At 44.8% G+C, this 12,949-nt stretch carries 10 protein-coding genes; all 10 read left to right on the top strand.

Annotated elements, in window-relative coordinates:
• Nucleotides 1-9: 9 nt before the first annotated feature.
• The 10 genes from U0021_RS03910 to recO all read left to right on the top strand — a co-directional run bounded on the left by U0021_RS03910 (nt 10) and on the right by recO (nt 12,937).
• On the top strand, nt 10-681 hold the full coding sequence (locus tag U0021_RS03910) for an ABC transporter ATP-binding protein (RefSeq protein ID WP_049236914.1): 672 nt from the start codon (nt 10-12) through the stop codon (nt 679-681).
• Entirely contained in the window at nt 659-1,762 is a 1,104-nt protein-coding gene (locus U0021_RS03905) for a capsule biosynthesis protein (RefSeq protein WP_114800426.1), read from the top strand. Before U0021_RS03910 ends, U0021_RS03905 begins: the two co-directional genes overlap by 23 nt.
• Before the next feature lie 9 nt (nt 1,763-1,771).
• On the top strand, nt 1,772-3,481 hold the full coding sequence (locus U0021_RS03900; RefSeq protein WP_114800425.1) for a polysaccharide biosynthesis/export family protein: 1,710 nt from the start codon (nt 1,772-1,774) through the stop codon (nt 3,479-3,481).
• Between the two features lie 20 nt (nt 3,482-3,501).
• Nucleotides 3,502-5,715 carry a capsular polysaccharide biosynthesis protein gene (locus U0021_RS03895; RefSeq protein WP_114800424.1) on the top strand — a complete coding sequence of 738 codons (2,214 nt, stop codon included), beginning with the start codon at nt 3,502-3,504 and terminating at the stop codon, nt 5,713-5,715.
• Nucleotides 5,716-5,791: 76 nt separating this feature from the next.
• Entirely contained in the window at nt 5,792-7,021 is a 1,230-nt protein-coding gene (locus U0021_RS03890) for a capsule biosynthesis protein (RefSeq protein WP_114800423.1), read from the top strand.
• Nucleotides 7,022-7,291: 270 nt separating this feature from the next.
• A complete protein-coding gene (gene lepA, locus U0021_RS03885; RefSeq protein WP_049236924.1) occupies nt 7,292-9,106 on the top strand; it encodes a translation elongation factor 4 in 1,815 nt (604 codons plus the stop codon).
• A gap of 56 nt (nt 9,107-9,162) precedes the next feature.
• On the top strand, nt 9,163-10,257 hold the full coding sequence (gene lepB / locus U0021_RS03880) for a signal peptidase I (protein WP_114800422.1): 1,095 nt from the start codon (nt 9,163-9,165) through the stop codon (nt 10,255-10,257).
• Nucleotides 10,258-10,274: 17 nt separating this feature from the next.
• The gene (gene rnc / locus U0021_RS03875; protein ID WP_049236928.1) at nt 10,275-11,063 is read left to right on the top strand and encodes a ribonuclease III; all 789 of its coding nucleotides are present in this window, start codon (nt 10,275-10,277) and stop codon (nt 11,061-11,063) included.
• A gap of 45 nt (nt 11,064-11,108) precedes the next feature.
• Complete coding sequence (gene era, locus U0021_RS03870) at nt 11,109-12,104, top strand: GTPase Era (RefSeq protein WP_114800421.1); 996 nt, start codon at nt 11,109-11,111, stop codon at nt 12,102-12,104.
• A gap of 23 nt (nt 12,105-12,127) precedes the next feature.
• Nucleotides 12,128-12,937, top strand: coding sequence for a DNA repair protein RecO (gene recO / locus U0021_RS03865; RefSeq protein ID WP_114800420.1), 810 nt, complete (start codon nt 12,128-12,130; stop codon nt 12,935-12,937).
• The last annotated feature ends 12 nt before the right edge of the window (nt 12,938-12,949 follow it).

The raw sequence follows: 12,949 nt of genomic DNA, 5'->3' as shown, positions 1-12,949 counted from the left end.
TTACTCGCTATGATACAAGTTAAAAATATTACCAAATCCTTTATGACAAAACAGGGTCGCCATTACTTGTTTAAGGATCTTAACTTTACTATCGAAGATAAGCAGTCGGTGGGTTTACTTGGGCGTAATGGCGCGGGCAAATCAACTTTATTGCGGATTATCTGTGGGCTTGATGAGCCTGACAGTGGTGAAGTCATCACTAACTCAACGATCTCATGGCCGGTGGGTGTGGGCGGTGGTTTTCAAGGCAGTTTGACAGGTCGGCAAAATGTTCGTTTTGTTTGCCGATTATACTCAAGTGGCGATTATATCGATGAAAAGATCCGCTTTGTTGAAGAATTTGCCGATATTGGAAAATATTTTGACATGCCTGTTAAAAGCTATTCTTCGGGCATGCGCTCTAGACTGACTTTTGGCTTGTCTTTGGCGTTTGATTTTGACTATTATATGCTGGATGAGGTTAGTGCAGTAGGTGATGCCGCGTTTCGCAAACGCAGCGAGGAAGTGCTGCAAGCTCGCCGTGAGCAATCTGGTTTTTTGGTGGTGTCACATAATTTGGGTGATATTGAGCGGAACTGCGATTTGGCGATTGTGCTGATGGATCAAACCGCACATGTATTTGAAAATGTAAAAGAAGCGATCGAGGTATATAACAAGCATGTCCATCAAGCTAAGAAATAAACGCATCAATCAATGGTTGTTTGTCATTGTAGTGATTGCGCCTTGGATTGCGATCATTTGCTATTTGCTATTATTTGCTGCACCGCGTTATGTCAGCACTTCAAGTGTTGTGGTGAAGCAAGTAAGCGAGCAAGGGGTTTCGGCAACGGGCATTTCAGCTTTATTAGGTGTTAATAATACAAATCGTGATGATGCGGTCTATCTGACAGAATATATCTTATCTACCGATCTGATCAAACGGCTTGATGAGCGCTTTGATTTTCGTAATAACTACTATGTCAACGGCCGCGACTTTGTCAGTGAGATTGATCAAGAAGCCTCTCAAGAAGAGCTCGTTAAATATTATAAAAAACGTGTTTCGGTGTCTTTAGATGACGTAAGCTCAGTACTTACCGTATCAACCGAAGGGTTCACGCCTGAATTTGCTCTTGAGTTGAACCAAGCGATCTTAAATGAGTCAGAGATTTTTGTTAATGATATTTCCAAAAAAGTCGCCAGCGAGCAGCTTGCTTTTGTGACGACTCAGGTGGCGGATGCGGAAAATCGCTTGAATGAAGCTAAGCAAACACTGCTTGATTACCAAAATACGAATGAAATCTTTGACCCTCAAACCAATGCTCAAATCGTCAATCAGGTCATCGCAACTTTGCAAGGTCAGTTAAGTAGCTTGCGCACAGAAGAGCGTCAGCTGCTAAGCTATCTGAATCCTGAGGCGCCGCAAGTGGTAAGCTTGCGCAGCCAAATTGCGTCAGTAGAAAAACAAATTCGTGAAGAGCAAGCCAAATTAACATCGCCGCGTAATAGTCGATTGAACACACAGACGGCGCAATTTGAATCCATCAAAGCGGATGTTGAATTTGCAAATGAGCTTTATAAACTGGCTTTAACATCGCTTGAAAGCGCGCGTATCGAAGCAATCCGTAAGATGAAAAACTTGGTTGTCATCTCATCGCCGCATGCTGCCGAAGATGCTCGATATCCTCGTTATGCTTATGTTATTGGTACGTCGTTAGCGCTTTTACTGATTTTATATGGTTTTATAGTATTGATTTTGGCAATTATTCGTGACCATTCAAAATAGGATGAGATTATGTTAAAAAAAACCTTAGTTCTTTCAATGGTTGCGACGCTATCTGTTGGCGCAGCATCAGCCAATAGCCCGTCTAATAACAATGGTCGTTTGGCGGTACTGGCCGCCACTGGGCAAGTGCCTGCCGAGGCAACAGCAGCAGAAGCGGTCGCTGCTGCCAGTCTTGGTAGTAGTGCGGTGATCAACAATTCTAGTGCATATCAAGAAATTGTAGATGCCAATATCAATCAGCCTAAGATATTTGGCGCGCAACTGTTTCGAGGGGCATTTTCGACAACCTCGGGATCCACTTTTAATGACAGTTATGTGATCAACCCTGGCGATAATGTGCAGGTGAGAATGTGGGGCGCATATCAATATGCAGCAACGATGACGGTCGATCCGCAGGGAAATATTTTCTTGCCGAATGTGGGTCCTGTACGCGTGGCAGGTATTCAAAACGGTCAATTGCAATCAGTTGTACAAACGGCAATCTCTAGAATTTATCGCTCAAACGTCGGTGTCTACGCCTCTCTTGAGCAAGCGCAGCCTGTCAAAGTTTTTGTCACAGGTTTTGTGAATCAGCCGGGATATTATGGTGGCCTTGCGGCGGATTCGGTGCTGAGTTATCTTGATCGAGCAGGCGGCGTCGATCCTGAACGCGGCAGTTATATTGATATTCAAATTCGCCGTAATGGTCAAGTGGTGCAGCAAGTGAATCTGTATGATTTTTTGATCGCGGGTCGTTTGCAGCCTTTTGCTTTTCGAGATGGTGATGTCATTACCGTTGCACCACAAAAGCGGACATTTAGCATCTCAGGTCGTGTACAAAATGAGTACATTTTTGAATACAATGTGAACAATCTTACCGTCGCTGATGTATTGTCTGTGGCAAATCCACTGGCTGATGCAACAAACATCAGCATCACTCGAGCAGCAGGTCGTGCACAGACGGCAGAATATTATCCGCTGTCTGAAGCTGATCGGGTGCCTGTGAATCACGGCGATACTTTGGTGGTAACTTCAGATCGTTATGCCGGTACAATCGCTGTACAGGTAACAGGAGCGCACCGAGGGAATGGCGCAGTCATTTTGCCTCATGGCGCTCGCCTAAAAGACGTCATCGCGCAGCTAGAGCCATCAAGTTTGGCAAATGTACAAAATTTATCCATCTACCGCAAATCGGTTGCCGAGCAGCAAAAGCAGGCGATCAATCAAGCGTTGAATCGCTTGGAGGAAATGACTTTAGCGACGCAATCGGTGACTCGAGAAGAGGCTCAGCTACGTGCTGAAGATGCGAAACTTGTGGAGCAGTTCATTGCTAAGGCGCGGCGTATTGAGCCCACAGGGCGAGTTGTTGTTGTGCCAAACTCGTGGCAAGATATCATTCTTCAGCAAGGGGATGTTATTCACATTCCTGAGCAAACCTCCATCATCACAGTCAATGGTCAAGTACGCGCCCAAGGTGCTTTGACCTATGATCCAAGCCTGACCGTTGCGGATTATATCGCTAAATCAGGCGGAATGGATGATAGCGCCGATCCGAAAAATATTTTGGTCATGCAACAAAATGGCGAAACCAAAGTGGTGAATTTGGCATACCGCGTTCAGGAAGGTGATGAGATCATGGTCTTGCCGAAAGTGAAGACCCGTCGTGTGGAAATCGCCCGCGGCATCTCGCAGATTTTCTATCAAATTGCTGTGGCAGCAGGCGTAATCGCCGCCTTATAAGACTGGAAGTTAGGTGTCAGATGCGCGCACGGCCCCAAGTGTTTTTTACTTCTCAGGCGATTATTAACAATAATCGCCTGCTTTCGGCTGCTTTGGATGCGCCTATCCAAGTTTTGGGATGGCGGCATTACTTAAATAAACACCAAGCCTTTGATCACCAAGCAATATTAGCTTGGGGGCTAAGACCATCTGCTCAAAAAGCAGAGCGTTTGGCAAAACGTCTGAACTTAGCTCTTTGGCGAGCTGAAGATGGGTTTTTGCGTTCGCTAGATGGCGGTACAAAGAGTCGATATGCTGCCAGTTTTGTTTTGGATGATTTGGGCATTTATTTTGATCTAACTCGTCCCAATCGCTTGCAAAGCTTGATTTATCAAACTGTTCAAGATTGGAATGAAGTTAAACAAGCTCAAGCTGATGTGCTGATTGATAAGCTGATTAACCATAAATTGTCCAAATATAATGCCTCTAGTACCGCACCAAACCTGTCTTTGCTTGCTAAAAATAACAAACCCCATGTGATCATTGTTGATCAAGTGGTGGGTGATGCGTCGGTCACAGGGGCGGGTGCTGACGCCCAAAGTTTTTTTGCGATGTATGATGCGGCGCGCCGTATATATCCAGAGGCTAATATTTGGATTAAGGCACATCCTGCCGGCCAAGGATATTTTGGTACACAACACCGTGACGCCTTGGTAATTGGCGAATCTTGCAATCCCATTGCGCTGCTTGAACAGGCGGAGGCAGTCTTCACTGTCAGTAGCCACATGGGTTTTGAGGCGCTAATGCTTGGCAAAACTGTCCACTGTTTTGGCGTCAATTGGTATTCAGGGTTTGGTCTGACGATAGATGATTTTATCAAAGACTCTAAGCTTTATCGTCAAGTACAAGCCCAATATCTTGACCATCCATGCCCAAATGTCGCACAGCTGTTTTATGCCAGTTATATTGAATACAGTTACTATGCCGATCCTGCTACTGGCAGGCGCTCGGATATTGAGACGGTCATGGACTATTTGATCACCAATCGATATTGGCAAGATCGGCTGGCAGGTGATTTACTTGCTTATGATTTTAGCCGCTGGAAAGTGTCATTTGTCAAGGGTTTTGTTAAATTTCCGCAGACCGACTTGGTATTCAAATCAAAAACCAAAATGCGATTATTTTATACCGATCGTTATAATGCTTGGCGTGCCCAGCAAGATGACAAAAAATCTCTTAGAGCATTGCCCGATCATCAGTGCTACTTGGTTTGGGGCTTGGCTGCCAAACAATCCCTTGCTCAAAAAATTTTAGATTACCAAGATCGTGCTTGCGCCGATATTTTGTGTATGGAAGATGGATTTATTCGATCTAATGGACTTGGCGCAACATTGATCGAGCCACTATCAGTTGTCATTGATGATTTGGGTATCTACTTTGATACTACTTGCCCATCTCGCCTTGAAACCATTTTAAAAACTATTCATTTGGATGACAAACAGAGGCAGCGAGCGCAAAGACTGCATCAATTGTTACTTAGCCATCAAGTCAGCAAATATAATGTTGGCAATAAAAATCACACCTTGCTTGAGCGTATTGATGAGCTTAAAGCAACTAAGCCTCAGGCTAAAGTTCACTTGGTGGTTGGTCAAGTAGAAGATGATGCCTCGGTACAAAACTGTGCAAGCCTAATCAAAAAAAATGGAGAACTTCTTAACAAAGTTCGGCAACAATTGCCCCAAGACATCATTATTTATAAGCCTCATCCAGATGTCGAGGCAGGGCTTAGACACGGAAAACTTGATGATAAAACACAGCAGCTGGCTGATGTAATCGCTCATGATGCTGCCATGCCGATGTGTCTAGAGCATTGCGATGTCGTGCACACGATCAGCTCTTTGACAGGATTTGAGGCATTATTGCGCGGCTTGGATGTGGTGTGCTATGGTATGCCATTTTATGCAGGATTTGGGCTGACCCAAGATGTAATCGAGCCTGATAACACTCTAAAACAAGCAGCACTGGCTCGGCGGTCGCGTAATCAGCCGCTGACTTTAGAGGCATTGATATACGGCGTTTTGATTGATTACCCAATTTATCATTTGCCAAATCAATATGGACTTGCGCAGTGCGAGCAGGTGATTGAATATATTTATCAGCACTCAGCAAATGCCAAGCCGCCCTCTGTGATTCATCGTGTGAAGCGCATGGCTAAAACTCGGCTGATGCAGCTGCGCAAGTTTACGATTCGATAAAACATCTTACAAAAAATCATGTTAAAATAGCGAATTCTTTTAAATCCTCGCCTTTAACTTGCTGTACTGAGTCTTTATGTCTGCATCCATGAAACGACTGTTAAAACATCGTAATATCTTACTTTTACAAGGTAAGATGGGTACGTTTTTTTGTCGTTTTGCCAGTTTTTTGATGGATGGGGGGCGCACAGTCCACAAAATCAATTTCAATGCCGGTGATGCGTTTTTTTATTGCTACAAAGATATGATGACCAATTATCGGGGGCAGCTGCATGAGTTTGATGACTTTCTCAAGGCAGTAATTGCTCAGCATGACATTGATGCGGTGGTGTGCTTTAATGATTGTCGCCCTTATCATATGATCGCCAAAGATGTGTGTGCGTTATTGGGCGTGTCATTTTTTGTTTTTGAAGAAGGTTATTTGCGCCCTGATTATATCACGCTAGAAGAGCATGGTATTAACGGCTATTCTCGTCTGAATCCTGCCATGATAGACAGTTTTGATAAAGCCAATGACCGTCCGAAATATACTGCTAATCGTTTTTGGCGACTGTGCGTGGCAAGCATTGTCTATTATCTTGTGGTTTTTTTGGGTGGTAAAAAGTATCCTTACTATTCTCATTATCGGGGCTTATCCATATCTCAGGAGATGATCTCGTGGATGCGAGCGCCGATCCGTAAAGCCATGCGTTATCTGCCAGACAGGCTTTTGCAACAGCGTCTTATCAAGCATTCAAGTCAGCAGTATTTTTTGGTGAGCTTGCAAGTTCATAACGATTCACAAATCACGCATCATAGTGATTATCAGGATGTGACTGAATTTATCGAAATTGTGCTTAAATCATTCGCAGTGCACGCCCCTAAACATACACAGATTTTATTTAAACATCATCCACTCGATCGTGGACATCGAGACTATAAAGCGTTTATTCAAGCGCTGTCCGATCTTTACCAAATCCAAGGCCGTGCGCACTACGGCTGTGACATGCACCTGCCCAGCTTGATTCGTCATAGTATTGGCATGATCACTGTTAATAGTACCACCGGTCTTCAGTCTATCTACCACAAAAAACCTACCAAGGTGATGGGTCGGGCGTTGTATGATATTGATGGTTTGACCGATCAAAAACCATTGGATGAATTTTGGACAGATCCAGTTGCCCCTGATCATGAATTTTATCTAAAATTTCGTGAATACCTGATTGAGCAAACGCAGCTCAATGGCTCGTTTTATGGCGCCTCTCCTTGGGCACTACCTTATATTCATCCCCAAGAAGTGGGCGTACCTCCTGAAAAAGACAGCTGATCTGTTTAGCGTATTTTGAGCGCTTAAATTTGTCTCTGCCTATCAGTGAAAGGCGCTCAAAACAACCGCATCAGCCCAATAAATCCATACTCCTTTTTCGTAAAATATCTGCTTACCGAATAAGCTCTTAAAAGGGTGCGTAATCTTGAATCCTGGTGATCTTAAGCTGCCGATTTCCCATAAAAACTGTGAAATTGATGGCGAAACACTGTCAGATAAGGTAAAATATTCTGTTATCTTATTTTTATTTTCTTTTGATAAGCGCTTTATATGACTGCAAAAAAACCAACCGATATCTCTCATATTCGTAATTTTTCTATCATTGCTCATATTGATCATGGTAAGAGCACTTTGGCTGACCGCTTTATTCAAGTTTGCGGTGGTCTGTCAGATCGTGAGATGCAAGCCCAGGTGCTAGATAGCATGGATATCGAGCGCGAACGTGGAATTACGATCAAAGCGCAGTCGGTGACTTTGTATTACAATCATCCTAACGGCGAAACGTATCAACTTAATTTTATTGATACGCCTGGTCACGTAGATTTTAGTTATGAAGTCTCTCGATCATTGGCAGCTTGCGAAGGGGCGCTGCTTGTGGTCGATGCTGCTCAAGGAGTTGAAGCTCAAAGTGTGGCCAACTGCTACACCGCCGTGGAGCAAGGGCTGGAAGTATTGCCAGTTTTAAATAAGATCGATCTGCCCCAGGTTGAGCCTGAGCGCGTCATTGAAGAGATCGAGGATATCATCGGTATTGAGGCTGTCGAAGCACCAAGAGTATCTGCTAAGACGGGCGTAGGCATCGAGGAATTGTTAACAACTTTGTGCAATACCATCCCTGCGCCGACAGGAGATCGCGAGGCGCCGCTTCAGGCTTTGATCATTGATTCTTGGTTTGATAATTATTTGGGTGTAGTATCACTAGTGCGCGTCCGCGAAGGTCAGGTCGCCAAAGGGGATAAAATCTTCATTAAATCGACTGGTGAGACACACATTGTCACCTCAGTTGGGGTTTTTACCCCAAAATCCCTAGAAACAGATGTGCTGTACGCAGGCGAAGTGGGTTTTGTGATTGCAGGGATTAAGGACATCCAAGGCGCTCCTGTGGGTGATACCATTACGCACGCCAAAACGCCAGATGTAGAAAATATTCCAGGGTTTCAAAAAGTCACACCTCAAGTCTATGCAGGGATGTTTCCGATTGATTCCAGTGATTTTGAAAAATTCCGTGAAGCCCTGCAAAAGCTTCAAATTAATGATGCGGCGCTATTTTTTGAGCCTGATACTTCTGAGGCACTGGGATTTGGTTTTCGCTGTGGATTTTTGGGCATGTTGCACATGGAGATCATCCAAGAGCGACTTGAGCGCGAATATGATCTTGACCTAATTACCACAGCGCCTTCGGTGATTTACGAAATTGTCAAGAAAAATGGCGATATCATTTATGTGGATAACCCATCCAAACTGCCTGACACAGGAGTGATTGCTGAGTTTCGTGAGCCGATTGCTCGCTGCCATATTTTGGTGCCTCAAGAGTATTTGGGTAATGTGATCACTTTGGCGATTGAGCGTCGAGGCGTCCAAGTCGATATGAAGTTCATGGCGCGTCAAGTGCAGGTGATCTTTGATATTCCGATGGGCGAAGTTGTCATGGACTTTTTTGACAAGCTAAAATCTGCCAGTCGCGGATTTGCGTCGCTGGATTATGGCTTTGAGCGCTATGAAGCTGATAAATTGGTGCGTGTTGATGTGCTGATTAATGGTGAGAAAGTCGATGCGCTAGCGATGATTTGCCATCAAGAACACGCCCGCCGCCGCGGCAATCAGTTGGTCGAAAAAATGAAAGAGCTGATTCCTCGTCAAATGTTTGATGTGGCGATTCAGGCAGCGATCGGCAGCCAAATCATTGCCAGAAGTACGGTTAAAGCCATGCGTAAGGATGTTTTGGCGAAATGCTATGGCGGTGATGTCAGCCGTAAGAAAAAATTGCTTGAAAAACAAAAAGCAGGTAAAAAACGCATGAAGCAGGTCGGCAGTGTCGAAATTCCACAAGAAGCATTCTTGGCTGTTTTGAAAGTTGACAGTTAAGTATTTGATCGTGTATCGCTGCATAAAGCTTGGCACAGTTGCCGTAGGAGAATTTGGTGAATTTTGACATTAATTTAATTATCGTACCGATAACTTTGGCGTTTTTGGTGATTTGGCTGGTGGATAAGCTTGCCCTAAAACAACATCTTGCCGTCAAGCAGCATGCTAAAGCAGTCAAATTTGCCGAAACTCAATTTTCAATGCAGAAGCAAAGGCTCGAGTCGGCTTTGGCAAGTCACGGCATGCGTGCCGATGCCCAAAGTTATACGCCTGACGCTCACGCCCCAAGCGATGTGCAAGCAGCTTATCAGGATTTTCACGCAAGCCGTGTGAAGCTTGCCACCTTACAAGGCAATCCTGCCAGCGAAACAAAAGTGGTGCGCTGGGCTTATGAGTTTTTGCCTGTTTTATTGGCGATTGTGATTGTGCGTGCATTTATTGTTGAGCCGTTTAATATCCCATCATCTTCTATGGTGCCGACATTATATACCGGAGATTTTATTGCGGTGAATAAATCGGCGTATGGACTGCGCTTGCCAATAACACACACCAAGATTTTGGATACTGGCAGCCCTGAGCGTGGCGATGTCGCTGTTTTTCGTTATCCTGTGAATGATAATATTTATTTTATCAAACGCGTGATCGGCTTGCCTGGCGATGTCGTGAGTTTTGATCGTGGGATGTTGTCGATTAATGGTGAAAAAGTAGGAAGTGCAGCTGTAAATTATCAAATACCAAGTGCGTTATTGGATAAAATGCTGCCTAATATGATTCATGGTCAACTGCTCAGCGATGTAGACCGAGCAAATTGGGGACGTCAAGAAGAGCGTTTGGCGCGTTATCAAACTGAAAATTTGGGTAGTCATACTTATACGGTCAGATATCTGGCTGATATGAATTCGTCAGCACAGGCACCATTTTTAATGGCGCATTCTAAAGAATTGGCTGCTTCTGGCGGCGAGCGTTGGTCGATTGAGGTGCCCAAAGGGCAGTACTTTGTGATGGGTGATAATCGCGATCGTAGCGATGATGGGCGTTTTTGGGGCTTTGTGCCAGAATCTAATCTGTCGGGCAAGGCAACTTATATTTGGATGCATAAAGAGCCAGGGTTTAACTTGCCAAGTTTTGAGCGTAATGGTGCCATTGATTAAATTATCCGGAATTAACTGTGAATAACAAAACCTCAAAAATCACCAAAGCACCAAAATCAGCCGCTAAGACGCCTGATCAGCTGCCATACTTTACCGACTTTGAGCAAGGATTGCCCGTGCTTTGCGCTAAGCTTGGATATCAGTTTGTAGATAGCTCGCTGCCACGCCGTGCCTTGACCCACCGCTCATATGATCCCAAACAAAGCTATGAGCGACTGGAGTTTTTGGGGGATGCGCTTTTGAGTTTGATTATTGCAAAAGCATTATTTACACAGTATCCTGAGCATGACGAAGGCAAACTTACGCGGATGCGGGCGACTTTGGTGCGCCAAGAAACGCTCGTTCAAATCGCTGATCGCCTTGAGCTGTCGCGGCACTTGATTTTGGGCGTTGGTGAGCGTAAAGGCGGCGGTCGCCACCGGGCATCAATTTTGGCGGATGCAGTCGAGGCACTCATTGCTGCTGTGTATTTGGATAATTTAAAAAGCGATGGTGAAGATGTCGTCAATCGCATGGTGATGGATTGGTATAAAGATCTGATTACAGAAGTGGGTCAAGAGCAGGTGCTCAAAGATGCCAAATCCCGCCTACAAGAGCTACTTCAGGGCAATCGCTTACCATTACCAACCTATGAACTTATCCAGACCTTAGGCAGTGCACCCAATCAAGTCTTTGTGGTGCAATGTCGCTGCGCCGTGGCAGGCATAAGTCCGATCACAGAAACGGGCGCCAGCCGCCGCATTGCTGAACAAAAATGCGCTGAAAGAATGATTAATCAATTAAATAAATTATCACTTAACAATTAAATTTGCTTTAAGCAGGTTGATTGAAAAGTAACTATAAGGAAAAATATGCCTGACGATACTAAAACTCACAACAATGAAGACACCATCTCGGCGTTTTTTGAAGGTCAATCAACGCCGAAAAATGAGTCTTTTAAGGCAGGTTTTGTCGCGATTGTTGGGCGTCCCAATGTCGGCAAATCGACGCTCATGAACCATCTGCTTGGACAAAAGCTGTCCATTACTTCTAGAAAGCCGCAGACAACCCGTCATCGCATTCATGGCATTTTAACCGATGAAAACATGCAGATTGTGTTTGTTGACACCCCGGGCATTCACGGCAAAGAAGTGCGCGCCATCAATGAGCGGATGAATAAAGCGGCAATCTCTGCGCTGTCAGATGTGGATGTGGTGCTGTTCGTGGTCGATGGGCTTCAATGGCGAGAAGATGATCTTTTGACGCTTGAGAAATTGTCATCGACCAATTTGCCCGTTATTTTGGTAATTAATAAGGCAGACACGATCAAAGATAAAGCCCAGCTACTGCCCGTGATCGAAAGCTTCAGTGAAAGTTTTGACTTTGCAGATATTATCCCTGTTTCTGCACTCCGCCGCCATAATCTTGATCGCTTGCAGTCTGTCATTGGTGAATATCTGCCGGTCAGACCTGCAATTTTTGATGCTGAGCAAATCACTGACCGTTCGGAGCGTTTTTTGGCATCGGAGATCATCCGTGAAAAAATCATGCGTGCTTCAGGTGATGAAGTGCCTTATGATTTGACCGTGCAGATTGATACTTTTAAGGATGAGCCTGCGCACCGTGATCCAGAAACAGGCAAATGGCGTAAGGCGGTCACATTCATTGATGCCACAATTTTTGTAGAAAGAGCGGGTCAAAAGTCGATCGTCATTGGAGATAAAGGCGCTCGCATCAAACAGGTGGGTATTGACGCTCGTAAAGATATGGAAGTACTGTTTGATCGCAAGATCATGCTCACACTGTGGGTAAAAGTGAAGCGTGGCTGGAGTGATGATGAGCGTGCGCTGAACAGTTTGGGCTATTAAGCCAAACATTTTGAGACAAGGATATGCGTGCCACTGCGCTTAATGGTTATTTGCTTCATCAGCGCCCCTATCAAGAAAAGCGAGCGATTTATCAGTTTTTTTCGCATGAGCAGGGGGTGGTGCATGGTGTTGGCGCGCGTGGTATGCCTTTATTTGCGCCGATTTGGTTGATGTCAAGTGGTGCAAAATCATTAAAAAGTTTCAGTCAAATCAGCTTGGGATTTTCAGGTGAATTTGCACAGCAGCTAAAAACGCAGTCAAGTGAAGACACTTGGAATCAGGCAAGTTACGGCTTGACCACGGGGCGAGTGCAGTATGCGCTTTTATATATGAATGAAGTGCTTTATAAGCTGCTTGCTATCGAAAGTCCTTGCCCTGAGCTGTGGCAAGTGTATCATGCCAATACTGCCAAACTTCACGCGCTTGATCGGCTGACACTATCACCGGCAGATGAGATGCAAGCCATGAAGCTTTACTTACGAAGCTTTGAAAGGGCGCTATTTTCAGAGCTTGGGGTGGGGATGGATTTTTATGTTGATGGGCATGGGACACCGATTAATGCTGATGCCATTTATTACTATATCCCTCAAATGGGCTTTGTTTTGGATCACATTGCACTGACTCAAACCGATCGCCAGATTAAGATCGGTGGTGCTCATTATACAGGTGCCCAGATTTTACAGATGGGTGCTGCGATAGATGATCCAGAACTTGCTTTGCGTTTTTTGAATCAATTTAGCCAAATCCAAAAGGAGCTTTTGGATGATTTGTTGGGCTATCAGCCCTTGCACAGCCGTACCTTGTGGCAGCAAAGCATCCAATATTTGCAATAGCGATTAAATTTA

The sequence above is a fragment of the Moraxella canis genome (assembly GCF_034424565.1).
Classification (GTDB): Bacteria; Pseudomonadota; Gammaproteobacteria; order Pseudomonadales; family Moraxellaceae; genus Moraxella; species Moraxella canis.
The sequence above is the reverse complement of the archived record's forward strand: the minus strand, read 5'-3'. Positions and strand labels throughout refer to the sequence as shown.